This window comes from Methylocaldum gracile, from assembly GCF_053646815.1.
This window is the reverse complement of the sequence record NZ_CM132196.1, coordinates 4,621,977-4,648,182: the sequence shown is the minus strand read 5'-3', so window position 1 is coordinate 4,648,182 and position 26,206 is coordinate 4,621,977. Positions and strand designations below refer to the sequence as shown.

At 59.0% G+C, this 26,206-nt stretch carries 22 protein-coding genes; 15 read left to right on the top strand and 7 right to left on the bottom strand.

Going from position 1 to position 26,206, the window contains the following annotated elements; translation table 11 throughout:
• Window positions 1-10 precede the first annotated feature (10 nt).
• From ACWJJK_RS20650 to ACWJJK_RS20635, 4 genes are read right to left on the bottom strand one after another with little or no spacing between them, the layout of a single operon-like run.
• Window positions 11-1,489, bottom strand: a complete 1,479-nt coding sequence (locus tag ACWJJK_RS20650) for a cbb3-type cytochrome c oxidase subunit I (protein WP_077728596.1) — start codon at window positions 1,487-1,489, stop codon at window positions 11-13.
• Window positions 1,489-2,094 carry a c-type cytochrome gene (locus ACWJJK_RS20645; RefSeq protein ID WP_240502393.1) on the bottom strand — a complete coding sequence of 202 codons (606 nt, stop codon included), beginning with the start codon at window positions 2,092-2,094 and terminating at the stop codon, window positions 1,489-1,491. The genes ACWJJK_RS20650 and ACWJJK_RS20645 overlap by 1 nt, the downstream gene beginning before the upstream one ends.
• Window positions 2,091-2,444: a hypothetical protein gene (locus tag ACWJJK_RS20640; protein ID WP_077728598.1), complete on the bottom strand. Its 354-nt coding sequence runs from the start codon at window positions 2,442-2,444 to the stop codon at window positions 2,091-2,093. Before ACWJJK_RS20640 ends, ACWJJK_RS20645 begins: the two co-directional genes overlap by 4 nt.
• Before the next feature lie 44 nt (window positions 2,445-2,488).
• A complete protein-coding gene (locus ACWJJK_RS20635) occupies window positions 2,489-3,109 on the bottom strand; it encodes a DUF2076 domain-containing protein (RefSeq protein WP_133718343.1) in 621 nt (206 codons plus the stop codon).
• Between the two features lie 133 nt (window positions 3,110-3,242).
• Between ACWJJK_RS20635 and ACWJJK_RS20630 the strand changes: the two genes are divergently transcribed.
• The 9 genes from ACWJJK_RS20630 (at window position 3,243) to ACWJJK_RS20590 (ending at window position 13,439) form a co-directional block, all read left to right on the top strand.
• The gene (locus ACWJJK_RS20630; protein ID WP_133718342.1) at window positions 3,243-3,938 is read left to right on the top strand and encodes an SDR family NAD(P)-dependent oxidoreductase; all 696 of its coding nucleotides are present in this window, start codon (window positions 3,243-3,245) and stop codon (window positions 3,936-3,938) included.
• Window positions 3,939-4,087: 149 nt separating this feature from the next.
• Entirely contained in the window at window positions 4,088-4,459 is a 372-nt protein-coding gene (locus tag ACWJJK_RS20625) for an exosortase system-associated protein, TIGR04073 family (protein WP_077728601.1), read from the top strand.
• Between the two features lie 392 nt (window positions 4,460-4,851).
• Window positions 4,852-7,533 carry a PAS domain S-box protein gene (locus ACWJJK_RS20620; protein WP_454128450.1) on the top strand — a complete coding sequence of 894 codons (2,682 nt, stop codon included), beginning with the start codon at window positions 4,852-4,854 and terminating at the stop codon, window positions 7,531-7,533.
• A 271-nt stretch (window positions 7,534-7,804) separates the two neighbouring features.
• Window positions 7,805-8,083, top strand: a complete 279-nt coding sequence (locus tag ACWJJK_RS20615; RefSeq protein ID WP_166642648.1) for a c-type cytochrome — start codon at window positions 7,805-7,807, stop codon at window positions 8,081-8,083.
• 205 nt (window positions 8,084-8,288) lie between these two features.
• Entirely contained in the window at window positions 8,289-9,845 is a 1,557-nt protein-coding gene (locus ACWJJK_RS20610) for a sensor histidine kinase (RefSeq protein WP_077728603.1), read from the top strand.
• A gap of 83 nt (window positions 9,846-9,928) precedes the next feature.
• Complete coding sequence (locus ACWJJK_RS20605; protein ID WP_077728604.1) at window positions 9,929-10,318, top strand: hypothetical protein; 390 nt, start codon at window positions 9,929-9,931, stop codon at window positions 10,316-10,318.
• A 139-nt stretch (window positions 10,319-10,457) separates the two neighbouring features.
• Window positions 10,458-11,732 (top strand): ABC transporter substrate-binding protein, encoded by a 1,275-nt coding sequence (locus tag ACWJJK_RS20600; protein ID WP_454128449.1) that lies wholly within the window; start codon window positions 10,458-10,460, stop codon window positions 11,730-11,732.
• Window positions 11,698-12,603 (top strand): carbohydrate ABC transporter permease, encoded by a 906-nt coding sequence (locus ACWJJK_RS20595; RefSeq protein WP_454128448.1) that lies wholly within the window; start codon window positions 11,698-11,700, stop codon window positions 12,601-12,603. Before ACWJJK_RS20600 ends, ACWJJK_RS20595 begins: the two co-directional genes overlap by 35 nt.
• Window positions 12,600-13,439: a carbohydrate ABC transporter permease gene (locus ACWJJK_RS20590; RefSeq protein WP_205781118.1), complete on the top strand. Its 840-nt coding sequence runs from the start codon at window positions 12,600-12,602 to the stop codon at window positions 13,437-13,439. Before ACWJJK_RS20595 ends, ACWJJK_RS20590 begins: the two co-directional genes overlap by 4 nt.
• A 76-nt stretch (window positions 13,440-13,515) precedes the next feature.
• Here ACWJJK_RS20590 and ACWJJK_RS20585 read toward each other — a convergent pair whose 3' ends face one another.
• Window positions 13,516-14,472: an IS110 family transposase gene (locus ACWJJK_RS20585; protein ID WP_454128447.1), complete on the bottom strand. Its 957-nt coding sequence runs from the start codon at window positions 14,470-14,472 to the stop codon at window positions 13,516-13,518.
• 754 nt (window positions 14,473-15,226) lie between these two features.
• Between ACWJJK_RS20585 and ACWJJK_RS20580 the strand changes: the two genes are divergently transcribed.
• The 6 genes from ACWJJK_RS20580 to ACWJJK_RS20555 all read left to right on the top strand — a co-directional run bounded on the left by ACWJJK_RS20580 (window position 15,227) and on the right by ACWJJK_RS20555 (window position 23,391).
• Window positions 15,227-16,153, top strand: a complete 927-nt coding sequence (locus tag ACWJJK_RS20580; RefSeq protein ID WP_156880630.1) for a UbiA family prenyltransferase — start codon at window positions 15,227-15,229, stop codon at window positions 16,151-16,153.
• A 34-nt stretch (window positions 16,154-16,187) separates the two neighbouring features.
• Window positions 16,188-16,838, top strand: a complete 651-nt coding sequence (locus tag ACWJJK_RS20575; protein WP_156880629.1) for a transmembrane-type terpene cyclase — start codon at window positions 16,188-16,190, stop codon at window positions 16,836-16,838.
• Between the two features lie 560 nt (window positions 16,839-17,398).
• Window positions 17,399-18,442 carry a hypothetical protein gene (locus ACWJJK_RS20570; RefSeq protein ID WP_454128446.1) on the top strand — a complete coding sequence of 348 codons (1,044 nt, stop codon included), beginning with the start codon at window positions 17,399-17,401 and terminating at the stop codon, window positions 18,440-18,442.
• A 2-nt stretch (window positions 18,443-18,444) separates the two neighbouring features.
• Window positions 18,445-18,900, top strand: a complete 456-nt coding sequence (locus ACWJJK_RS20565; protein WP_077728609.1) for a hypothetical protein — start codon at window positions 18,445-18,447, stop codon at window positions 18,898-18,900.
• Entirely contained in the window at window positions 18,897-21,557 is a 2,661-nt protein-coding gene (locus ACWJJK_RS20560) for a response regulator (RefSeq protein WP_454128445.1), read from the top strand. Before ACWJJK_RS20565 ends, ACWJJK_RS20560 begins: the two co-directional genes overlap by 4 nt.
• A gap of 49 nt (window positions 21,558-21,606) precedes the next feature.
• The gene (locus tag ACWJJK_RS20555) at window positions 21,607-23,391 is read left to right on the top strand and encodes a sigma 54-interacting transcriptional regulator (RefSeq protein ID WP_454128444.1); all 1,785 of its coding nucleotides are present in this window, start codon (window positions 21,607-21,609) and stop codon (window positions 23,389-23,391) included.
• Window positions 23,392-23,696: 305 nt separating this feature from the next.
• Here the strand turns inward: ACWJJK_RS20555 and ACWJJK_RS20550 are convergent, their stop codons facing one another.
• Both ACWJJK_RS20550 and ACWJJK_RS20545 read right to left on the bottom strand, forming a co-directional pair.
• The gene (locus tag ACWJJK_RS20550) at window positions 23,697-24,881 is read right to left on the bottom strand and encodes a sensor domain-containing diguanylate cyclase (protein WP_156880625.1); all 1,185 of its coding nucleotides are present in this window, start codon (window positions 24,879-24,881) and stop codon (window positions 23,697-23,699) included.
• A 44-nt stretch (window positions 24,882-24,925) separates the two neighbouring features.
• Window positions 24,926-25,906 carry a phage tail protein gene (locus tag ACWJJK_RS20545; RefSeq protein ID WP_454128443.1) on the bottom strand — a complete coding sequence of 327 codons (981 nt, stop codon included), beginning with the start codon at window positions 25,904-25,906 and terminating at the stop codon, window positions 24,926-24,928.
• Window positions 25,907-26,206: the final 300 nt, after the last annotated feature.

The window sequence follows — 26,206 nt, the reverse complement described above, 5'->3', positions numbered from 1 at the left end:
CCCTCGGGAATTACGCCGTTTCCACAACAGCCGCCTTGATTCCCGGCTCTTCGGGCCGTTCGATGACCAGCGCGGGCCGGGTTTCGCGAGCGCCGATGGTCGCCAGATCCCAGATCAGCAGAACCAGGCCGACGGCGGTGACGATTCCGAAAATCAGCCGCCAAAACATGGCCTGCGTGAACCAGGGGTGGGTCTGGGCGGCGAAATAACCGCTCCAGGTCGAGCCTTCGATAGCACGTTCGATGAACGATTGCTCGTAGCCGGCGATGAGCAGGGCCACGGTCATGCCGACCACGCCGAGATTCAAGAGGACCATCGACCATTTCCACTTCCAGCCGTTGTCGGCGAGATTGGCGCCCATCCACACATTGCCGCGCCACTGTTGTACCGCGAGATAGAAGAAGGCGATATTGATCGTGGCGTAAGCCCCGAAGAACGACAAATGGCCGTGGGAAGCCGTCCATTGAGTGCCGTGGGTGTAGAGATTGATTTGCGGCAGGGTGTGCATGAAGCCCCAGACGCCGGCGCCGAAGAAGTTGCCGAAAGTGTGCGCGATCACCCAGCCCAGCGCGGGATGATTGGTGCTCTTGAACTTGTGGACGCCGGCGTCATAGATGGAGTGCACCACCATGGCGACCAGCGGAATCGGCTCCAGGGCGGAGAAGAAGCCGCCGATGGGGAACCAGTACTCGGGGGTGCCGATCCAGAAATAGTGATGGCCCAGCCCCAGGATGCCCGAACCGAACATCAGCGCCACCTCGATGTACAGCCAGGTCTGGACGATCTTGCGCCGGGCGCCCAGGAGCTTCATCAGGCTCCAGGCCATGATGCAGCCGACCAGCACCTCCCAGGTCGCTTCCACCCAGAGATGGACCACCCACCACCACCAATAGTGATCCACGGTCACGTTGGTGGTGTAGAACATCCCCGCCAGATAGAGACCGACCAGGGCGACCAGATCGAGTGTGAGCACGCCGGAGACGCCGGACCAGCGGCCCTTGGAAAAGGTGCCCGCGACGTTGTAGAAGAACACCAGCATGACGGCGACGATGCCGATATCCGCCCACCGAGGTGCCTCGATGTATTCGCGCCCTTCGTTGATCAGCCACCGGGTGGTATCGTCGCCCGCGCCGATTTGCAGGAACAGATACACCAGCACGACGACGCCGACCGCGGCCGTCAGCACCCAGAAGGCGATCTCCCCGAGCTTGAGCCCGACGATCTCGACTCCGCTCTCTTCTTCGAGAAACCAGTAGACGGCCCCGATGAACCCGTACAGCATCCACACGATCATCGCGTTGATGTGGAGCATGCGGTTCACGCTGAAATCCAGGGTTTCGAACAGAAAGCCGGGAGCGAGGAACTGAACGGCGGCGAGCAGGCCGAACAGGATTTGCGCCACGAAAAGAACCATCGCGACAATAAAATATTTCACCGCGAGCTTTTGTCCGCCATTGAGATTTCGACTGTCAAGGACTCCGACGCTCATTATTGGTTCTCCTGTGCGTATAGGGTCTTGAAGTTATGAGGAAAGCCGTTGGTGTCGATGGCCGCGGTCCATTTGAGAAAAGCGATCAGTCCCCTGGCCTCGTCTTCGGTGATGCCGAGGTCGGGCATCCTGCGCCCGGTGCCGTACGACCTGGCGTTGCCGGCCGGGTCCTGGAGGAAAGCCAGCATCAGCGTCTCGCGGTTGGTTTCGTCCACCCAATTCGGATCCAGCCAGGACTTGGTCAGGTCGGGCGCGTAGTAGGCGCCGTTCCCCAGAATCGTATGGCAGTTGATGCAGTTCTTCGCCTGAAAGGTCTTCTTGCCGAGGGTCACGAGCTTTTCCGCCTCTTCGTCGCTCAAGGTCTTGCCGAACAGAGGCGCATCGCTTTCGACAACCGGTACGTAGCGGTTCAGCTTGGCGTTGAGACGGTAATCGATCTTCTTGTTGATGACGCTGTAGGCGGGTACGCGCGCGGTGCTGCCGGCCGACACCTTGGCCATCGAGTCGAAGGTCAGGACGATCAGCAGCAGAAACGAAACCGCCGTCACCCAGATGGCGGTTTTCTTCCAAAACGTTTCGGATGCCCATAGAGGCGTGGTGTTCACGATTGTTCCCCCTCTTGTTGTTGGTTGATGATCGGACGATCGTGTTCGGAGTGTTCGCCGGCATGAGTGACCGTGCATAGCCGCCAGATCGCCTGAGGCGCGGCGAAGTAGCCGATCAGCATGAGGCCGGCGATGATGCGCCAAAAGCCTTCGAAATGGGATGTTTCCGCCAACAGCCAAACCGAGACGGCCAGAACGCCGTAGCTGACATAGGCCAAAATCAAGAATCCGGGACGGCGCGTCAGCTTGCCCCAGGCTAAAAGCGCGGCATAAGAGGCGCCAGCGAGGATGATCGTAGCGGCCGAGAAGACGTTAACGAAGAAATCGTCGAGCGCGACCGGTTCGATCATCGGCGGTGCAAGGATGTCCGCTTGTGTGCGTTCAACCGGGAGCGCTACACGTCCAACGATTCATCGTCGTCATATTCGTCGAATCCATCGCCGGAGTCGTCGAAGCCGGAATCGGAAGCCGGTTCGTCAGCGTTGTAGTACTCGTTGATGGTGATGTTTTCGACGTTTTCAGGAGAAGTCGATGCCGAATCGAGGAATCCGCCGCCGGAACCGTGGTGCAAAAGGTTTTCGATGCCGTGGAACAGAAACGCGCCGCCCGCGATTCCGGCCGCAGTCGCTGCCGCCGTACCTAAGAAACTCATGGCGGAGCTTTGTCCGGCCATATTCGTAGCATGGGGCGATGCCGGCGGTCCACCGGCAGGCGGCATGGACGCTGGCCGGTTGGGGGATGTGCCCCAAGGGTCCGCACCCAGAAAACCGCTCGCTTGGGAGCTTTTAACCTGCAATTGATTGATCTGATTTTGCAGTTGCTCGATTTGGGCCTTGGCGGCATTCAGCGCTCGTTCCTGCAACAGCGCTTTCTGTACGAGCAGATAAACGGCATCGGGTTGTTGTGCCGTGGCCTGATTGATGAGAGTGTCGGCTTCCGGATCTTTGCTGGATACTTTAATTTGCTTGAGCTGGTCGAGGAAATCGGTCAGCAGACGTCGTTCTTCGGTGTGCATCAGGGTCTCCGCGTGGAATATGTTGAATGATGCTGAAGTTAAGGATTTGTCAAACATTTTACAAGGTCCGACGGACGGCGCCGCTGTCGTGCGCCAGGGCAATCAATGAAATGGTTCTAAAGGAGAAATCAGCATGGCTACTGTACTGGTAACCGGTTCCAATCGTGGCATCGGTCTCGAATTTTGCAGGCAATACGCTGATGCGGGCTGGAAAGTTCTGGCGTGTTGCCGCCGTCCCGAGCAAGCGTCGGATTTGCAGGGTTTGGCCATCCATCATCCGTCGGTTTCCATTCATCAGTTGGACCTCGGAAATTTCGACCAGATCGATGCGCTGGCGCACGCCCAGGCGTCCGAAACGATCGACGTGTTGATCAATAACGCCGGAATCTACGGCGACTCCGGCCGGAATGTCCTTGGGGCGCTTGATTACGAGCTTTGGGCGCGGGTTCTGAAGATCAATGCGGAGGCGCCGGTCAAGATGACCGAGGCGTTTCTTCCCCATGTTTCGCGCAGTGAGCGCAAGTTGGTGGTCGCCATAACCAGCCTCATGGGCAGCATGGCCGATAACTCGAGCGGCGGCGCAATCATGTACCGCACCAGTAAGGCCGCGCTGAATGCCGCCATGAAGAGCCTTGCGATCGATCTCAAGCCCCGCGGGGTAGGTGTGATGATTCTGCATCCCGGCTGGGTGAAGACCGACATGGGCGGTTCAAACGCGCCGACGTCGCCGGCCGAAAGCGTCGCAGGCATGCGGCGGACGATCGAAGGTTTCGCTCTCCGCGACTCGGGTCGGTTCCTGGATTTTCGCGGGCGCGAACTTCCCTGGTGAAGAAAGACGGCAAGCGTGTCATTTGAAAAAACACGGACCTTTGCCTACGCTTCATGGAACACGGGAAGATCGAAGCGAAGCTTCGAGGTGAAAGAACTTTCTCGTTGCTATGGTCGTGAAAATCACTGTTTGCCAGCAAGGGGCCACTCATGTCGAGATCAATAAGAACCATTTTCCTTTCGGCGACGGCGGCGCTGGTCATGTCGTCCGCGTCGATGGCTTCGGACAATTACGGTCATGACGTGGGCATGAAATTGGGTTCGGGGCTGAGCAATCTGGCCATGGGATGGGTCGAGTTCCCCAAGAACATGATCAATACCACGAACGAAACCAACGTCATTTTTGGGCTCTCCGGCGGGTTTCTGAAAGGCGGGTTGCACACTCTAGGCCGTATCGCGTCCGGCCTCGTCGATGTCATTACCTTTCCCTTGCCTACGCAACCGATCACGAAACCTACCTTCGTGTGGCAAGACTTCGGCGTCGAAACGCAGTATGGTCCCGTCTTTCAGTTGAAAGATTAAGTCGGAGCGCGGCGGACCGTTGGTCAAGGTCCGCCTTTCTCGAAGCAAGAAGGGGTGACCGAGGTTCTCCCGGCATGGAGCGCCGACTCACCCCAGCCCTCATGTCCGTCCCCAGCGTTGTCTCCGGCCGATTTAAGGCGGAGTCGATCCCGTCATTGATAATTCTCGATTCGAAATCATACCGGTCATAATAGGTCCAAGTAGGTAAAGCACAATCAGCCGCGTTGACCGGTCTAATTATCTTATCAGCCTGGAATTCGAGCGGTTTTCCGAATCATCGAAATCGCCGCCGACAACATGGAACGCGGGAATTCACTGATTGGCGTCATTTGATCGCTAGCTATATTTCAGATCCAGGACGGACAGATGGTTTTGTCTGAATAGGTTGGTATATGCCAAAGGAAAAAAAGAGCAATCCAGCATCGATGTTTCCGGATGGGATGTCCGGATTCAAGTCGATAGACCGGTTTACCCGAACCTTGCTGGACGGCTTCGACGACGCGGTGTGCATGCTCGACGAGGCAGGCAACGTCGTTTTCATGAATCGGGCAGCGGAGGAGTTGTTCGGCTATTCCGAAGAAGAGCTTCGGGGACGATCCGTGTTTTCGGAACTGGAAGTGCCGGCGGAATCAACGCCGCTCCGCTGGGATCGCAAGCCTACGACGGTTGCGCAGGAGCGTTTCTTCAATACCAATGAGACTCGGTTCCGCCGCAAGGACGGAACGGTATTTGGTGTCCGGTATAGACTCACGCCTCTAAAGGAAGACGGCGTTCGTCTGAACCTTCTTCACCTGACCTGCATCGGTCCGTGCGAGAAGCGCGACGGCGTATTCGATACGGAGTCCAATCTCAGGGCGATACTCGACACCATCAGCGACGGCGTCATCGTCATTAACGATGTCGGGATTATTCAATTGCTCAACCCGGCCGCCGAGCGATTGTTCGGATACAAACGGGAGGAACTGATCGGGGAGAACGTCAACCGGCTCATGCCCTCGCCTTATCACGAGGAGCACGACGGCTATCTCGCCAATTACCGCAAGACCGGCATCAAGAAGATTATCGGTACCGGCCGCGAAGTCGCCGGTCAGCGCAAGGACGGCAGCGTTTTCCCGATGTATCTTTCCATCGGCGAGCTTCGGCAAGGGAATCGCCGCTTATTCGTCGGCATCACCCACGATTTGACTCGGCGAAAAAAGAACGAGGAATACCTGTCGATTCTGTCCGGTGCGGTGGAGCAAAGCCCGAACGCGATCATGATTGCCGATCTCGAAGGTCGCATCACCTTTGTGAACCGGGCCTTTTGCCGCCTGACCGGATACAGCGCCGACGAAGTCATCGGTCTGAACCCGCGGCTGTTGCAGTCGGGCCAGACGCCGCAGGGGGTTTACCGGCGGCTGTGGGAAACGATTCGGGCCGGCAAAGAGTGGCAGGGAGAGATTCAAGACCGGAAAAAATCGGGCGAACTGTATTGGGCGCTCGAAACGATCACCCCGATCCGCGATGCTTCCGGCAAGGTCACCCGTTATCTTGCGACCCAGCGGGACATCACCGAGCAGAAGCGCGCCAAGGAAGCGTTGCAGGAGAGCGAAGAGCGCTTTCGGCAAGTCGCGGAGATGGTCGGCGAGTGGTTGTGGGAGCAGGACCCGGAAGGCCGTTACGTTTACAGCAGCGGCTCGGTCTATACCATCCTCGGCTTGAAGCCCGAAGAAATCATCGGCAAGCGCTACCTGGATCTCCTGACTCCCGAGGATCGGCAACACTGGGCCGAGACCTTGCCGCCGACCGAGCGCGTTCACGAGGGTTTTTACAGGCTCATCAATCATTACCGCCACCGGGACGGACACGAGGTTTTCACCGAATCCACCGGCGCCCCGATATTCGACGACGAGGGCCAGGTCGTCAAATGGCGCGGCATGGATCTGGATATTACGGCGCGCAAGCGAGCCGAGGATACCCTGCGCTTGCGCGAGCGAGCCATCGAAGCGGCGAGTGTCGGTATCGTGATCGCCGACGCCCGGCAGCCGCATTACCCGAATATTTACGTCAACCCGGCGTTGAGCCGGATTACCGGCTATTCGCGCGAGGAGTTGCTGGGACGAAACCTCAAGATATTGCAGGGTCCGGAAACCGAAGAAGCCGCTAAAGAGACGATTCGCCAAGCATTGAGGCAAGGAACCAGTTGCGAGGTCGTGTTGCGAAATTACCGGAAGAACGGAACTCCCTTCTGGAATGAGCTGCTGCTGTCGCCGGTGCGGGATGGACAGGGTGTCGTCACCCACTACATCGGCATTCAGACCGATGTGACCGAGCGCCGGCGGGCGGAAGAGGAACGGCACGAACTCGAAATCGCCAAGCACATTCAGCTCTCGCTGCTGCCGAAAAGACCGCTGCGGCTTCCGATGGCCGAGATCGCCGGGGTCTGCGTCCCGGCGAGCCACGTCGGCGGCGATTATTTCGATTACTTCCATTACGATGGAAATGCCGATATCGTCGTGGCCGACGTATCGGGCCATAGCGTCGGTGCCGCTCTCATCATGACCGAAATGCGCAGCACCTTGAAAGCCGAGACCCGAAGGACGCCGGACAATCCGGCTCCGCAGAGCGCCGCCGAGGTGTTGCGGGCACTCAACCATCTCCTTTACGAGGATTTGAGTGCGGCCGAGCTTTTCATCACGATGTTCTATCTGAAATACGATCTCGGAGAACGCCTGCTGCGCTATGCCAACGCCGGACACAACCGCGCCTTGTTGCGGAGGCAGCGGGATTGGACCGTTAGCGAACTGGACGCGGAAGGACTGATCCTCGGCGTCAAGCGGGACGTGTTTTTCGAGGAAAAAAGCCTCATTCTGGAGGCGGGCGACCGATTGCTGCTCTACACCGACGGCGTGATCGAGGCGCAGAACGAACAGGGAGAATTCTTCGGCATTTCGCGATTGTGCAACATCTTCGCCGCCGACCGCTCGGAATCGCCGGAAGCGACCATTCGAAAACTGATGAGCGAGCTGCGGACCTTCAGCGGGGAGAACGAGTTCGCGGACGACATCACCATGGTGAATTTACAGGTTCGCTGAGCGGGCAAACTTCGCTTGGTGCGTCCGGTTCGCCCGGCTCCAAGGGATGCTGGCCTTTTCGTTGTAGCGATGTGGCTCTCGTAGGTCGCGATCAGGCGGAGCCGTTCCCCGACAGGCGCGTTATGCTCGGCGCGCGGATTTGTTCAGAGCTTTCTTAACTTAGCCTTACCTTGGTTGATTTCTTATGCGCATGGTATTAAAACGCCCGATTACTGTCGTCTTTTTCGCCCTGATCTTGGCAAGCTGCGCGGAATCCGAGACGAAAACGTCTATGCAGACGGCATCCCGCCCCTCGGATTACGCCCGCGGCAAGTATGTGTATAGCGCCTTCTGTGCCGAGTGCCATGATTCCGGCCGAGACGGGGCCCCCATGCTGGACGATTCCGAAGCCTGGGAATCGCGGACCCTGGAATTGCCGTCGCTGCTGACGGATCATGCGACCAAAGGTTTTTTGGGCATGCCGGAAAAAGGCGCCCATTCCGATTTAAGCGACGACGCCGTTCGAGATGCGGTCCATTACATGATCAGGCAGATTGCGAGCGGCGATTAGCTGCCGAATGGGTGGCGCAATGCCGACCTCGCCGCCGGGATTTTCGGGAACGGTGCAATTACTTCGGTCAGAAGGGGGCAAATCGGCCCGAGTGATGAAACTTCTACTTTAACTTTGGGGTCTTATCGAGGTTCGTCAATTTAGGTAACTCTACTTACCGGCAAGGAGTGCTTTCAACAGGGAGCGCACTCAAATCAAACGGTTTTTGTTGAACAGCTACGTCATAGCGGTACTCGGCACCTTGGCCGTATCGCTCATTCTGGCGTTTTTCAATCCGGTTTTCGCCGGATCTCCGCCGCTGCTGCTGTTTTTGGTTGCGGTACTGCCGGCGGCTTGGCGCGGGGGGCTCGGTCCGGGGCTTCTTGCCACTGCCCTGAGTACTTTTGTCGGCATGTACTTCTTGGTCGAGCCCAGTTATTCGCTGGATATCGCTGAAACCGCCGAAAGACTGCGTTTGCTCCTGCTGTTCAGCGTCGGAATGCTGCTCAGCCTGGTGCTCGATCGCTTGAAAAAATCGGAGGCCCGGGCGCGCGAAGCGGTGATCGATCGCGAGAAGGAGCTGAAGCGAGAAATCGTCGACCATTGGGAGACCGAGCAAAAGCTGAAGGATGGCGAAACCTTTGCCCGCAAGGTGCTGATGTCTTCCCTGAACGGTCTTTACATCTACGACATAAAGACCGGTACCGATACCTTCATCAACGCCCAGTATACGAGGCTCACCGGCTATACGCTCGATGATCTCAAGGCCCTGCCCGGGCCGGCGTTTTTCGCCTTGTTTCACCCGGACGACCAGGCGCGAGTCGTCGCCCATCTGGAGAATCTTACGCGCATCGCGGATGGCGACGTTTCGGAAATCGAATACCGCTTCAAGACCGCGGACGGCCGTTGGATATGGTGCTTGTCGCGCGATGCGGTTTTTTCGCGGGATGCCGATGGGACGGTCCGCCAATGTATCGGGGCCTTCCTGGACATCACGGAGCGCAAGCAAGCGGAAGAAGCGCTGCGCGAGTCGGACCGCCGCAAGGACGAATTTCTGGCCATGTTGGGGCACGAGCTCCGGAATCCCTTGGCGCCGATTCGAAACGCCGTAAAGGTGATGAAGAAGGTCGGTCTGCCCCATCCCAAGCTAGCCTGGGCGAGCGACGTCATCGACCGGCAAGTCAACCAACTGGCGCACTTGGTGGACGATCTTCTCGATGTTTCCCGCATCGTCCAGGGCAAAATCACCTTGCATAAGACTACGGTCGAAGTGGATAAAGTGATCGAGCTGGCGCTCGAAACCGCCCGCCCGCTGATCGAGGCCCGCCATCACGAACTCAAGCTCACGCTGCCCGAGGCCCCTCTGCGGCTGGACGGGGATGCCATACGCCTGGCGCAAGTCGTGGGCAATCTGCTCAACAACGCCGCGAAGTATACGCCGGATGGCGGGACGATCTGGGTGACGGCCGCTCGGAAAAACGGCGAAGCGATTATTTCGGTGCGCGACACCGGCGAAGGTATTCCGAAAAACTTGTTGCCCAAGCTCTTCAAGCTTTTCACGCAAGCCGAACGCACCTTGGACCGCGCGCAAGGAGGCCTGGGGCTGGGCCTGACCATCGTGCAGAAAATCGTCGAATTGCATGGCGGCTGGGTCGAAGCCAAAAGCGAAGGTCCCGGCAGGGGAAGCGAATTTATCGTATATCTACCGGCTTTAGCGCCGGCTCTCGAGACCGATTCGCTGTTTAGGGAAGCCGTGAACAAATCCGAAAGCCTTTCGGGTTGACTGTCACGGCGGGCCGGCAAGTACGGCGACAACTTTGTCCAGCCTCGGATGCCTATAAGTAAAGTCCATTCGGGAGCAGGAGCATGATTCGACTCGTATTCGAAAGCAGTGACCCGGGATACGCCATAACGCTTGGCCCAGCGCCTTTATTCCGGGTCGGTGGTAATTTCATCCGGCAAGGACCGGAAAAATCCGTCGTGGCGAGATACCGGAACCATTTCTGGGAAGTTCAGGAGCGGCACTTCACGCGCTACGATTGTCTGGATAGCGCATCGATCCATTTCGAGGATATTGCCGGCGATCCGTCGGAATCGTTCGGGCCGTTTGTTCGCTTTTGGGTCGCCGACGGGGCGCTTTATGCGGAAAGAAATCTCTTCGCCAAATTCGTGGAAGAATCCCAGCTCTGGCATTGTTATCCGACCGACACCTATTGGCCGATCATGGTGATTACCCAGGCCGACCGGGCCGATTAGTTTTTCTCCGGGCAAAACTTCACATTCGGGCGGCGGTCGTAAATTTATCGGCTGTCGGAATTCTTGTGTCAGAGAGCTATGTGGGTGCTGGCCATGTTGCAACTCGCAAGGGAGGTGGGTCGAGTCGATGAGCCGCATCATGCCTTTACGAGCGACTCTTGTATTCATCGCGGCATTTCTCTTCGGCTGCGGGCGGCCGGATTCCGATTCGATCCGTCTGACCGGCTGGATCGCATCGCCGATCGAAGAAAATCTGACGCGGACGTTCATCGACACTTTCGAGCAACGGCATCCCGGCCTTCCGGTCCGGTACGAGCCGATCACGGCCAATTACATGGACAAGCTGCTGCTCATGCTAGCCACCGGGACCGCGCCGGATGTGGTGATGATCGAGGCTTTCTGGATTCCGCTGCTGGTCGAGTATGACGTTTTGCTGCCGCTCGACGGTTTCCTTGTCCGTGACCCCGGCTTTTTTCCGGACGACTTCGAGCCGATGCTGCTCGATGCGTTTCGTTCCAACGGCGCGTTGTACGGATTGCCCAAGGATTATTCGACCCTGGCGCTTTATTTCAACCCGGCGATGTTCGACGAAGCCGGGCTCGCGGAACCTCCGAGGACTTGGGAAGAATTCGCCGAGTACGCCCGGCGGCTCACCCGCGATACCGACGGCGACGGCAGCGTCGACCAGTACGGATACAGCCATGCCGAGGACCTCGAATATTCGCTGCCCTTCGTCTGGCAGAACCGGGGCGAATATCTCGACGCGCAAGGCCGCGCCGCTTTCGGCGAACCCGCCTTCGCGGAAGCGCTGGGTTTCCTTCAGCGGATGAAGACCGACGGCATCGCCGTCATGCCTTCCGACGTCGGAGCGGCCTGGAACATGGACGCTTTCGGCCGCCGCCGCGTCGCCATGGCGATCTCGGGATTCTGGGCGGCGAATTTCCTGAACGAGACCCATGCAGGCACCCCATATCGGGCGGCTTTGCTGCCCGCCGGAAAGAAGGCGGCTTCGGTCGCGTTCGTGGCCGGTTATGCCGTCCCCAAGCGGACCCGAAACCCGGATCGAGCATGGCAGCTGCTTCGTTATCTCACCGGCCGCGAAGGCGGGCGCATCTGGGTCAAATCCGATGTCGGCCTGCCGGCCCGGCGCTCGATTGCGCTGGAATCGAAGATCGAGCGCGATCCCTTGAAGCGGGTTTTTCTGCAAAGCCTAGACCATGCGAGGATCTGGCAATTCCGGGTGAATCAGCGAGTCCTGGACGAAACTCAGAGCGCGCTGCAAGCCATCTTTCTCACCGGCGCAGCCGTTCAACCGACGCTGGACGATTTGAAGCGCCGGGTGGAACGGGGAGGGCGGTTTCACGCCGATGTCCGAGGCCATGAGGCGCAAAACCGGTCCGGGCCGCCCCGCTGACATGCCCGAGCGTCATCGCGAGGCTTGGGCCGCATTTTTCTTTCTGTCGCCGGGACTCGTCGTTCTTTCGCTGTTCGTGTTCGGCCCCCTGGTTTTCATCTTCGTCGTCGCATTTTTCGACTGGAATCTTTTTCGGCCCGAACAGCATTTCCTCGGTGTCGCGAATTTCGTCGAATTGACGGGCGACGAGCTGTTTTTCACCGCTCTGCGCAACACCACGGTCTATGTCCTGGGCGTGGTGCCGGCCCAGACTCTCTTGGCCTTGTTGCTGGCGCTCGCCGTCAACCAGAACATTCCGGCCCGTGGATTTTTTCGCGCGGCGTTTTACATCCCGGCCATCACTTCCTCGGTAGTGACGTCCATCATCTTTCTGTGGATCTACTCGAAGCCGGGTTTGCTCAATTACGTCCTGTCGCGGTTCGGAATCGTCGGGCCGGACTGGATCGGATCGCCCAAATATGCGCTCGGCGCAATCATGGCGCTCAACGTATGGTCGACCTCGGGGTATTTCATGGTGGCGTTTCTGGCCGGGCTACAGAGTATCCCGGCTTCGCTCTATGAAGCCGCCCGGATCGACGGCGCGAGTCCCTGGGCGCGCTTCCGGCACATCACGGTGCCGGGCCTCAAGCCCACGCTGTTTTTCGTGGTGACCCTCGGGATCATCGGCAGCTTTCAGGTGTTCGATCAAATCTACATGATGAGCGCGGGCGGGCCGGTCAATGCCACCACCACGCTCAGCTATTTCATCTATAACAGCGCCTTCCGGTATTTCCGCTTCGGCTATGCCGCGGCGGCCGCCGTGGTGTTGTTCGCGATCATACTGCTCGTCACCCGGATGCAGCGGAAGATCGTCCGTCCGGAAGCGCCGTGAACAGATCTCGGACCGTTCGAAACGCAATCCGGAGGTCGGCCGTCCTTGCGCTCTTGCTTGCGGCCACCGGCATTTTCACGCTCCCCTTTATTTGGTCCCTGTCCATCTCGTTTCAACCGCCGGGAGATGTTTTCAGTTGGCCGATCGAGCTCATTCCTGACGAGTTCACCTTGCAGAATTATCGGCGGCTCTGGACCGAAATTCCGTTCGCCCGGTGGCTGCTCAACAGCGGCGGCGTCGCGTTGGCGGTGACGCTGGCGAACCTTTTCTTCGACGCCCTCGCGGGCTATGCCTTCGCCCGCTTGCGCTTTCCGGGGCGGAACGTCCTATTCGCCCTGTTGCTGGCGACGCTGATGGTGCCCGCTCATGTAACCCTGGTGCCCAAATTCATGCTCTTGAATGCCCTGGGTCTGGTCAATACCTATACCGCGCTGGTCGCGCCGGCCATGGTTCAGGTGGTCGGCATTTTCCTGATGAAGCAGTTTTTCGAGTCCATCCCCAAGCAGCTGGAAGAGGCGGCCCGCATCGACGGCTGCAACCGATTCCAAGTGTTTTGGCGGGTGGTACTGCCGGCGTCCCGGCCCGCGCTGGCGGCGCTGGGCATCTATACCTTCCAGAGCAATTGGAACGAATTCCTGTGGCCGCTGGTCGTGACCACCACCAGCGACCGGTTCACCCTTCCGGTCGGCCTCGCCATGTTCCGCTACGAATTCAGGGTCGAATGGACCATGCTGATGGCGGGCGCCGTGCTCATCGCCCTTCCGACACTAATCATATTCCTGGTCTTCCAGCGCCTTTTCATTCAGGGCATCGCCACGAGTGGATTGAAAGGGTGAACACTAGAGCGTGGAGCTAGAGCGTTTTCTGGTTTGGCGTAGCGCCCCGAAGGTGCAGTAGATACCGTCTTAGAAATCACGATGCAAGCCCATGATTGGGATCGAACGGTCGGCCGGACTTAAGGACGCCGTAGGCCAGGACGAGGAGCTTGCGCATGGCGGCACCGACGATGAGTTTGCCGTTCTTGCCTTGGGCTTTAAGGCGCTCGCAGAAGGCCCGGATCAGTGGGTTATGGCGCCGGGCGACGATGGCCGGCAGGTAAAGGGCCTTGCGGAGCAAGGCATCGCCGGTCTTGGACAGGCGGGTGTGGCCTTTCCACTTCCCGGACTGGTGCTCTTTGGGCGAGAGGCCGGCAAAGGCGGCGACGCTGCGCGCGTTTTCGAAGCGGTGAACGTCGCCCAGGGCGGCCAGCAGCACCGGGATGGTGGCGTCGCCCAAACCGGGGATGGTGTCGAGCAGGTCACGCCGTTGGCGGAGGTCCGGATCGTGGTCGATGTGCTCGCGGATGCGTTGTTGGGTAGCGGCGATCTCGGCGTCGAGGGTGGCGAGCACGGCTTCGATGGAGGGGCGTACGGTGGGGTCGGCCCCGTCCAGGCGGTTTTTTTCCATCTGCCGCATCTCGAGGAGGCTCTCGAGCCGACGCACTAAGGCTTGTAATGGGCGCACGGCCGGCGGAGGCGGCTGAAAAAGCGGAGGCCGTTGGCTGAGACAGAAGCGGGCGATGCGCTTGGCATCGCTTTTATCGGTCTTGGTGCGGCTCAGTTCGGCGTGGCCGAAGGCGTGGATTTGGGCGGGGTTGACCACGCTGACGGCGAGGCCGTGGTCGACCAGAAACAGGGCCAAGCCCTCACCATAGCGGCCGGTGGCCTCCAGGCATACGTGGGGCGTTGGGAAGGCTTGCAGCCAGGCCAGGAACGCCCTAAACCCTTCGGGCGTGTTCTGGAAGACCTTGGTTTTGTACTTGCCATTGCGGAGCGCGGCGGCGTCGAACTTGGCTTTGGCGATGTCGATACCGATGGGGATGAACGTCATAGGGTCTCCTTGGTCTGCGTTGACGATGGGGCAAAGTGCTGACCGATCGAAACCGCTCCTGCCGGGTTCAGCCTTATCCATCCAGGGTGTTGCCCAAGGCAGCCCTACGATACCGTTCGAACTCTATGGCGAGGAAGGGACGCTGGGGGACGATCTACGGCGCGGGCTTCAGGCCCAAGGTCGGCAACGTCTTGCCCAGCGTCTGGGTCCGATGATCAGTCGGAGATTCTGCCTCTTGTGGAATCCAGAATCGAGATATAAGGTCGGCAATCCGTTGCCGACACATTGGGGCGGTGAGGGGCTTTGTCGGCAAAGGATTGCCGACCTACCAAGTTCCCGATTCTCACCGCTAAACTGCGGTGAAAAACGCTCTAGAGATTCGGATGCGCGGTAGGCGGGCAGGCGAACAAATCGATCCGCATGTCATCGGAATCTGGAATGCCGAGACCCGGAAAGACGGTCCTCCGACTTTTACCGCGCAGTCGCCCCAACAGGGTGTTGGTCGAGGCCAACACATTAACAATCCTTGATTTTTAATGAGATACGGCATTTTTCCGGAAATGCCGTTCGGCTGGGCAAACGGTGCCGGTTTCTTTCCATAGCTGTATATGCCAGATAAGTGACTGAAAAATAGAACAATATTCGTGCTGGCATGATTCCTCCCTTGTATTCGGCACCGGGCTCACGGTCACACGGATCGCATCGAGCCCAACACGCCAGGCGTTTCGAAAAATGAAAATACTCGGGAGGATTTATGTCGATTTACCAAGTCTCCAAATTTGCCGAGAACCCGGAGCCGTTGTTCAGCTTCCGAAGGTTTCTTGAAAATACCGCCAATCTCGGCCTCGTTCTGCCGTTCGGCGCGGCCAGCGTCACGTCGGTGGTGTCCCTGGCCCATACCGGCGAGATTTCGCTGCCTCTCGTCTCGTCCGCATTTCTCTGTGTGTATTCCAGTTATTTGATCGATCATCTCGCCGATGTCGGCAGGCTGGATGGAAACCTGGAGTCGACGCGCACCAAGACCCTTTCGAGAAAATCGCTGTTTACCGCCTTCGGCGTGGCCGCATTCGTAGCCGCCGCGGGCATAGCCTTGGTTTTCTCCGGCCTGGAAGCGTTTTTATTGCTCCTCTGTTTTCCTTTGGCGGTGGCCCTGTACGGAACCTCACTGTTCGGGACACTGGCCGGCAAACTTCTACCCTATCGGCGACTGAAAGACATTCCAGGCATCAAGGCCTTTTACACGGCATTCTTCTGGGGCCTTTTGATGCTCTACGCTTCCCGCTTCGTCGATGCTCAGGATTTGCGCCAAACCGTGTTTTTCTTCGTTTACATGATGCTTTCCGACTTCGTGAATACCGTCTTTTGCGATTTCAAAGACCTGGCGCGTGATCGGGTGGAAGGCGTCAAGACCCTGCCCCTGCTGCTGGGCGTGGCGAGGACGAGCAAGCTTATTCAAGCGGTGAACGGCATTGCGCTCATGGTATTGGCAGTGTCCGTCCATCTGCAGTGGATTCCGGCCTGGATGCTGGCATTGGCGCCGGTTCACCTCTATGTCCGGGCAATCGTCGATCATGGCCAAAAGCTGGTAGCCGCCGACGGCAATCCCGGCGATGCGGCGATGGATGCCGAATTCCTCCTGTGGCTGCCCCTGGTCTTGGGCGGGTTGGCCCTAGGCCTGTGAACGACGGCTCCGACACTTCCAAAGGTACCCAGCCATGACGCCACAACAAGAACTCACTTTCCAGATTTCAGCCACGGCATCGATGACCCTATGGATTGCCGCCTATATCCTCATCATCCGCCGCGGCTTCAAGGATCAAACGTATGGCATGCCGTTCGCACCGATGTGCGTGAACGTCTCCTACGAATTCATTTTCGGTTTCGTTTATCCGGATATGCCACCGGTGAATTACGCGAATATCGCTTGGTTTTTCATCGATCTGGCCATCGTGTATCAATATCTGCGGTTCGGGCGGGAAGAGTTTCCTGCTGTGTTTCCAAGGCAATGGTTTATCCCGGCTTTCGTCCTGGGGCTGGTGACGGCGTTTTTCGGGGTCATCGCGATTACCCTGGAATTCAAGGACTTTCATGGGAACTACACGGGATGGGGAGATCAGTTGCTGATTTCCATAACCTACCTGTATCTGTTGGCCCGCCGCGAAAGCACGCGCGGCCAGTCGGTTTATATCGTCCTGACGCGGATGTTCGGTTCGATTGTTCTGATTCCCGCGCAGTATGTCCAAGCCCCCGAGTCGATTCTCCTGCCGTTTTTGTATGCGGGATTCATCGTGTTCGACGCGATATACCTTTTCTTGTTGGTTAGGCAGTGCCGTTCGGAGGGGATTAATCCCTGGGCGCGGGTTTAAGCTTCGTAGAGTGGAACGGGTTAGGTCTTATCGACCCGGTTTTTCCGGCGCAGCTTTCAGGAAGCAGTTGTTTGGATATGGATTCCGCCGATCATTGACCTTGGGTGTCCGTGTATACGACCATATACAGTTGATAAGAAAAGTTATCGCTTTTGCCACTGTCAAGTGGTCCAAGTCGAGCGGTCAAAAATCGGGCGGGTCAACCGCCCGTTTCCGTGTTTGTCCATGTGACGGCCGGTTGCTGCAAGAAGCGGTCTTCAAACGTCACGAGCGATGTCAGGACAAGGCGCGAAAGGGCGACCCGAAGCCGCGGGACCCGCGGACGAAACGGCCGTTAGCCTGGCCCGCAGTAGTTTGAAGACGGCTTCTTAGACTGTTAGGGGGAAAACGTCCGGAGTAGCAGGTCCATGGCTTGCCTTCACGGGCGCGCAGTCGGAAAAGAACAATTAAAAGGCAATACGGCACTGATGGCAGTTCGTCACAGCATCCGGAGTCGGACCAGAACACTCTTTCGGAAAGCTTTTCTTTCAGCTTTTGACGGCAACGCTTGCTCTCGGCGAGTGATTCTTGCCGGGGTGCTATCCGGCGTTTTGGCTCCGCAGACGGCCTCTGCCGATGCCTTTCCCGGCGATCTGCTGCTCTTTCCCGAGCTCACCAGTCTCCATCGCTTCGATCTTCAAGACGGTTCCAGCCTGAAGAACTATTGGATCAATCCGGGGCTGAATCTCTTCTACGGCTTGGATCAAGGCCGGTTCCGTTTCCTGCTGGAGTGGCTGGTGGACCGCTCCGCGCAGGAGGTCCAGAGGTTGCAGCTCGGCTGGCGCTGGCAGGACACCACGTTTTGGGTGGGCCGGTTTCACAATCCCATCGGTTACTGGAACATCCATTTTCATCACGGGGCTTACATGATGACCAGCATCACCCGCCCCGGTGTGATGACTTACGAAACGTCAGGCGGCCCGCTGCCGATGCATGTCACCGGGCTTTACGTCGAAGGGGTTCGGGAACTCGGGGATTCCAGTCTCTATTACGTTCTGAATGCCGGCGTGGGTCCGGACCTCGAGAAGAAGCGGCTGGACGCGTTCGACGTTCTGGACCCGGAAGGTACGCGGCTCCCGGCCGTGACTTTGCGCCTCGGATATCAGCCGGTGAGCTTCGGTTCCGACGAGATCGGTTTTTCCTTCAGCTATACCGAAATATCCGGCCGCCAGATCGGCGTGGATCGAATCAATCAGATCGTGGCGGGCGTCTTTGCCAATTGGCGATCGGAGAATCTCGGCTTCCTGGGCGAGGCCTTTTACATCCATAACGATTTCACGGGCGGCGCTTCGGAACCCGAATCCGACGTGCTGAACCTTTACGGGCAGGCGGAATGGCGGGTGGCCGACGATCTGACCTTGTACAGCCGGATTGAAGGCACGTTCAACGATAACGGCGACTTGTACTTCGATCATTTTCGAAACTTCGTGCGTGATCGATACATGGGCGGCGTACGCTACGAACTGCCCTACAAGATGGCTCTGAAACTCGAGCTTTCGCGCGAGCACACGAGGGATGACGCCTTCGGGCAGGTGGGGCTCCAATGGAGCGCGGTGTTCCCCTAGCCATGTCCAAGCTGTCGTTCCTGATCCTGTTGTTATCGCTCGCGTCCAGCGCGCTGGCCATTGAGGCCGACGGCTTGCGCGAACTCGTTCTCGCCGCAAGTTCCCAGTCGAACATTCCCAAGCTTTCGCTGCAGGAGACCCGGAAGCTTTATCTAGGCGTACCGGTCGAGAAGAACGGCAAGACCATCAAACCTCTGCTGAATGTCAGCGAGTCCCTGCTGTTCGAAGTATTTTTGCAGAAGGTTACCTTCATGTCCTCCGACGCCTACGAGAAACAGGTCCTGGCGATCGTATTCCGCCTCGGCGGCCAGAGGCCCCAGGCTTTTCACGATAGACAGACCCTGAACGCCGCCTTGCTGGAACATCCGGATTCGGTGACGTTCATGTGGGCCAAGGATTTGGATCAGTACAGAGGGCTGAAACCTATCAACACTCTTTGGGCGGGGTCTGCCGATTGAAACGTTTCTTCCATAGCTTCAACGGGCGCCTGCTGCTGTCCATCGTAGGTGTTCATATCATGCTGGTGCCCCTGTTGCTGTTCGGGGTTTATTTGATCGCCAAGCCCGGTGTCGAGCGGCAATTCGTCAATCAAGTGCGCTCAGATGCATTGCTTTTCGGCAATTTGATCGGTTCTCGGCTGACGACGGGGGATACGGCGGAAATCGCGGCGCTCATGGGCGAGTTTCTGTTGAACGGCCGGCTGATTTTTGCCGAGGTGCAGATGGGCGACCGGATAATACCGCCCAATATCCCGCTGGCCACACAAGAACCTTTCAACGAGGATTTCTTCTTCGGACAGCATGAGGACGGCATTTATTTCATCGCGGTGCCTTTGACCGAAGGCGATGCCGGCGGACAGCCGGTCTTGCGTCTGGGTTACGACGAAACCCCGGTCCGGCAGGAACTCATGTCCCTTTACCGCCGCGGCATTTATCTGGTGGCGTCCTATCTGGGCCTGACCCTGATCGTCGTGGCCTTGTTGGGAAGGCGCCTGGTTCGGCCGCTGGAAATTCTTCGGCGGGAGGCGGATCAGATCACGGCCGGCGACCACGGCACCGAGTTCGGCACCCGTTCCGGAATCGCCGAGGTGGCCGCCTTGGCGGAGAATCTCGAACGGATGCGGCAGGGCCTCATTCATGCGCGCGACGCGGCCCTTCAGGCGGCGCTGACGAAAAGCGAATTCCTGGCCAACATGAGCCATGAAATCCGCACGCCCATGAACGGCGTCATCGGCATGCTGGAACTGGCCTTGCGCACCGAACTCACGCCGCAGCAGAAAGACTATCTCACCATGGCCAGTTCATCCGCCGAATCCCTGCTGCGCCTGCTGAACGACATACTCGATTTTTCGAAGATCGAGGCACGAAAGCTGGAGCTCGAGTGCATCCAGTTCGATTTGCGCGACGCCGTGGGCGACACACTGAAGCTGCTGGCGCCCCAGGCTCATGCCAAAGGCCTGGAGCTGACTTATCTCATCGATCCCCAGATACCCGACATCGTTTCCGGAGACGTCGGCCGTTTGCGGCAGATTCTCATCAATCTGGTGAGCAATGCCATCAAGTTCACGCCGCAGGGCGAGATCGTGGTGCGGGTCGAGTCCGGATGCGACCGCTGTGCCGACAGCATCTGTCCCCGCTTCTCGGTGAGCGATACCGGTGTCGGAATCCCAGCGGACAAGCAAACGGTGATCTTCGACGCGTTTACCCAGGCGGATGCCTCTTCCACCCGCATGTTCGGCGGAACCGGGCTGGGATTGGCGATTTCCTCGCGCCTGGTGAATCTGATGCGGGGGGACATGGGCCTCGAAAGCGAAGTAGGCCGCGGCAGCACCTTTTATTTCACGGTTCCGTTAAAAGTACCGTCGGAAACGGCGCCGGGCCCCCGGCAAAGGTCCTTCGATCTGCACGGGGTCAAAGTCCTGGTGGTGGATGATCATCCGGTCAACCGCTACATTTTCATGGAGATGCTGACGCAGTGGGGAATGAGCCCGGTACAGGCCGATTCCGGTAAAGCCGCGCTGCAGGAGATCCAGCGGGCCAACGAGCAAGGGGCGCCGTTCCGGTTGATCCTGCTGGACGCCATGATGCCCGAGATGGACGGTTTCGAGGTGGCCGCCCACATCAAGGCGACGCCCAGCACGGCCCTGACCACCATCATGCTGCTGTCCTCGGCGGACCGCGGCGGCGACTTCGAACTTTCCCGCCGCTTGGGCATTTCGCGTTTCCTTCGAAAGCCGGTCAAGTATTCGGAGCTGATGGAGGCGATCCAGGCTGCCCTGGACGAGTCGGAAGCCGCGCCCGTTACGCCCGAAGTGTTGCCGGCATCGCCGTTCCGTGCCGTGCAGCGCGGGCTGCGCATCCTGGTGGCCGAGGACAATCCGGTCAACCAGAGGCTGGTGCAGGCCTTGCTGGAAGACCGCGGGCATTCCGTGCTGATGGCGGGCAACGGCGAGGAAGCCTTGCGCTTGCTCGAGCGGGAATCCTTCGACGCGGTGCTGATGGACGTGCAAATGCCGGTGATGGACGGCTTGCAGGCCACGGCCGCGATTCGGGAGCGGGAACGGGACACCGGCCGCCATGCCTACATCGTGGCGATGACGGCTCACGCGCTCAAAGGCGACAAGGAACGTTGCCTCGCGGCCGGCATGGACGCTTATGTATCCAAACCCATACGCGAGGCGGAATTGCTGGCGGCCGTCGAACGCTGGAACGAGGAGCCGGCATCTTCCGACACTCAAAGGGCATCCGCCATGTCGTCCGACCAACCCCCGTTCGATCTCTCCGAAGCCTTGGCCCGGGTCCGCAACCGGCGGCCTCTGCTGCGCAGTATGGCCGAAATCTTCATCGGACAATCCGATGATCTGCTGGACCAATGCGAGGCGGCCATCGAAAGCGCCGACGGACCCACCCTGGAGAGGGCCGCTCATACGCTCAAGAGCTCGGCGGCGAGTTTTTGCGCAGCCACCGTGTCGGAGATCGCCCAACGGCTCGAGAATGCCGGCCGCACCGCCGAGTTCGGGAATGCGAAGGCGGATTTTCAGGTATTGAAATCCGAAATGGGCCGGCTGCTCCCCGCCTTGAAGCGGTTCCTGGACGAGCCGGACCCGCCGGCCTGAGGCTCGAAATGCTTACAGCCCTGTCGTTTAACTGTTGGAATTGTCGGATATGACCCGCAACACGGAACGAAAACCCCTGGTTCTCATGGTGGACGACAATCCGGTGAACCTCGCCGAGTTGTACGATTTGCTGACGGAGGCACAATACGAGGTATCGATCGCGGAAAGCGGGGCCGGCGCCATCCTCCAGGCCGAGCGCGTGGTTCCCGATCTCATCCTGCTCGACGTGCTCATGCCGGGCATGAGCGGATTCGCCGCCTGTGCCAAGCTCAAGGAATCTCCGAAGACGGAATCCATCCCGGTACTGTTCATGACCGCCCTCGACGATACCGCCGACAAGCTGCAGGGCTTGCGGCTCGGAGCCGTCGATTACATCACCAAGCCCTTTCAGCACGAGGAGGTCCTGGCGCGGGTCAATACCCATTTGACGCTGGCGCGGCTCCGAAGCGAGCTGCAGGCCAGCCGGGAACGGCTTTCCCGGATCGTGACCTATGCGCTCGACGCCATCATCACGGTGGATGCGGAAGGCCGGATCGTCCTTTTCAATGCTGCGGCCGAAAAACTGTTGAAATGCCGGGAGAGCGAAGCGGTGGGGGGAGTCCTGGAGCGATTCCTGACGCCCGCGCTCAAGGAGCATCTCGGCCACTGCATGGACCACTCGTCGGACCAGGCGATCTGGCTGCCGGAAGGCGTCGGCATTCTGCGGGGCGACGGCGCGGAGGTGCCGATCGAAGGTTCGATATCGCGGGTGGAAGCCGGCGACGAAAAGCTTTTCACCGTGATTCTGCGCGACTCCGGCGAGCGGCAGCGGCGCATGCAAGCGGAGGCGGAATGCCGGCAGCTCAAGGGCATCAAGCTTTACCTGGAAGAAGAAATCAAGGCCGCCCACAATCTGGGCGAACTGATCGGCGGGTCGGCGGCGCTGAAGCAGGTTGTGACGCTCATCAACCAGGTGGCCGAGACCGATTCCACGGTGCTGGTCACCGGCGAAACCGGCACCGGCAAGGAGCTCATCGCCCGTGCGATCCACAATCTCAGCAGCCGCAAAGCCAATGTGCTGGTCAAACTGAACTGTGCGGCCATTCCGGCCAATCTTGCGGAGAGCGAGTTGTTCGGCCATGAGAAAGGGGCCTTTACAGGAGCCCTGTCGCGCAAGCAGGGGCGCTTCGAACTGGCCGACGGGGGCACCCTGTTCCTGGACGAAATCGGGGAATTGCCCCTGGATCTTCAGGCCAAGCTGCTGCGGGTGTTGCAGGAGGGCGAATTCGAGCGGGTGGGCGGCACGCAGACGATCAAGGTCAACGTCCGCGTCATCGCGGCCACCAACCGCGATCTCGGCCGGATGTCCCGCGAGAATCAGTTTCGGGCGGATCTTTATTACCGGCTCAACGTGTTTCCCATCCATCTGCCCCCGCTTCGGGAAAGGACGGACGACATTCCCTTGCTGGTCCGGCATTTCGTCCAAAAGTACGCCGCCCTGCTCGGCAAGCGGATCGAGACCGTGCCGCAGCCGATACTGTCGGCGCTTTGTGCCTATCCCTGGCCCGGCAACATCCGCGAGCTGCAGCACGTCATCGAAAGAGCCGTGATTCTGTCCGAAGGCGGCGAACTGGCTCCCATCGATTGTGTCGAGCGTTCTGCCGCGGAAACGCGGAGCGGCGGGCTTGCCACCCTGGAAGAAGTGGAGCGGGCGCATATCCTCAAGGTGCTGGAGGCCACAGGCTGGCGGATCAGCGGCGAAAAGGGCGCGGCCGTGATCCTGGGTATGCCTTCGACCACGCTCCGTTCCCGGATGGAACGGCTCGGCATCACGCGGCACTCGACCACGGCCTGATGCAGGCCGAAATCATTGCGGGCGTAGGTCGGCAATCCTTTGCCGACACGTCGGCTTGGTAAGAACCTTTGTCGGGAAGGGATTCCCGACCTACAACACTGATGCAGGCCAAAATCATTGTGGTCGTAGGTCGGCAATGCTTTGCCGACACGTTGGCTTGGTAAGGGCCTTTGTCGGGAAGGGATTCCCGACCTACTCGCTTAGTGTGGGAGCGGGCTTTAGCCCGCGATAATCGCTCGATCGCGGGCTAAAGCCCGCTCCCACGAGCCGTAAACCAATCCGACAGCCGCTCTAAGAGCATTGCCTTACTCCCTCCTTGCCCTTTCGCCGGAAACATCGAGCCGCTCCGCCGAATCGCCGTCGAACAGCCAGCATTGATTCCGGCCCGCCCGTTTCGCGAGGTAAAGCGCTTGGTCGGCCTGCCGCAGCAAGCCATCATCGTCATCCCCCGCGCCGGCGAACAGGGTCACCCCGATGCTCGCGGAAATTGGAACGACATCGTCGACAACGGGGAAAGGCTTCGCCAGCGCGGCGAAGATGCGGGCCACGGTTTCGCGGCAATCCGCCGGGCCGCCGATGTCGTTCAGCAGCAGGGCGAATTCATCGCCGCCCAGCCGGGCCACGGTATCGCCTTCGCGCAGCTCCTCGCGGAGCCGCCGCGCGACTTCCACCAGCAGTCGATCGCCGGTTTCGTGCCCGAAGGTGTCGTTTATGATCTTGAAGTCGTCGAGATCGAGATAACAAACGGCGAGCTGGCGCTTGGAACGCTGGGTTCTGCTCATGCGAAGCCTGTCCGCGAACAGGGCGCGATTGGGCAATTGGGTCAGATAATCGTAATAAGCCAGGCGTTCCAGGTTCTGCCGGCGTTCCACCTCCTGCGTGATGTCCGAGACCGTGACCAGGAAGCGCAGCAGGCCGCCCTGCGGGTTCCGCAAGGCTCGCACCGAGGTGTCGGTATAAACGAGCTGTCCATTGCGGTGGACGAACCGTTTCTTGAAGCGGACGGCGTCGATTTCCCCGTTCCAGAGACGTTCGAAATGCGCGAAGTCATCGCCTAAGTCATCGATATGGGTGATTTCCACCCAGCTCGTGCCGTTCAGCATTGCCTCGGAGTAGCCGAGCATTTCGCAGAACGCCCGATTGACCTTCACCCATCCTTGGGCAGGACTGAGAATCACCATTCCGGGCAAGCCGAATTCGAAGAAGCTTTCGTACTCGTTCCTGCAATGTGCGTGCGCGAATCCCGCGGTCTTCCGGAGGCGAGCACGCGTTTCAAGCTCGTCCGCCGTTCCGGCCGGATTCCGGGATGGTCCATCGGGAACTCCGCGAGTCGGCTCGTGCTCCATAGATCCGGCAGGTCTCCGCAACGGTTCCTCGATCCCCAAGACCGGTTCGGAACGGGAAGCGAAAGCGGGTTGGGCCGGTTTGCTTGCGATGAACCCGAAGGCCTCGACCACCGCCGGATCGCCAAGATATCGACATTCGATCATTTCTTTTTCCTTTCTGCTCGGTAGGGCGGAGCGGCGTCGGTTGATCAGGGCTTGGCGCCGTCGAACGAAATCCCCTCGACATAAAGCCCGGCCTTGAACGTCGGGCGCGAGTCGCCGCCCGACCCGCCAAGACCGTAATCGAGGGAATAGATGCCGAGATGGTCGAGACCGATGGTCAGAAGGGGAGTTCTCAGGTCCGGAGCGAGCAAGGTGATGCTTCCTTTGCGTTCCTTCGAATCGGACGAGTTGCCGCTCAGGACGAAGTCCTGGTGCCACTCGATCAGTCCGCCCGAAGCCGCTTCCGGCATGGCAACGCTCAGGTTCGACACTTCCCGGCCGGCAAAATCGTACTCATACTCGCGAAACTCGCCTCTCTCCTGGAGCTTTCTCTTGACGGTCAAAGCACCGACGCCGATGGCTCTGGACATATCCAGCCCATCGATTTCCAACCGGAAGTTGGACTTCAGCATTCTTGACTGATTGACGGCGCGCTCCAGTCCCGCATAGCGCGCTCCGCCTTTTTGCCATTTGACATACGAGGGCCGTAGCTTGAGCGTGAGTTGCAACTTCTCCCGCGAGGTCCTGTCCAGCGCCGGAATGCTTATCTCCGAAATCACGGCATTGAATAAGGTGGCTCGCCGCATTTCGTTTCCGTGGAGATCGAGGATGACGATCCCCGCATGAGCGGCATAGAAGTTCGAATGCAGACTGGCCTGGACCCAGTTGAGCAACTCGCCTTCCGGAGCCATATCCAGCTTTACCGTCCAATCCTTGTACCGGGTTTCTCCCAGGACTTTGTTCGGAAACTGAGCCGGCCCGGCGGGTTGCGAGATGACCTGTCCGCTGGCTTCGCTCCCTTCGAACGAAGAGAGATAAGCGACTGGCTTGCCGTTCAATTCGAAGACATAGATGCCTGGCGAGTAAGATGCCGCCGCCGTGGCCCGCAGCGGAGAGAACAGTGCCGCCAGCATGCCCAGTAGGCTAAGGGCGTGCAGAAAGAATGCGCGTTGCGTTTGAATGTTCATTGTCATTGTTCCTTTTTGTGTTTATGAATTGCTAGTCCGCTTAACGACAGACGCCTCTCGGTGGGACGACCGTCTCCACGTTCTGCCGTCTTGGTCTGCTCCTCGAACTAGCGTGTCGATGCGCGGTCGGCAGACTAGGCGCAAGAGCGATGCCAATAAGGTCTGCGTGTGCAAGTAATTGAATTGGATGACGTTTCAGTTCGGGTCCGGCAGGAGTTCGTCGACGTGTTTTACGAAATGTCGTCAATGCACGCTATATCGTAAGTTCGTCCGGGCCTTCTCGATCCGGTATGTACGGTC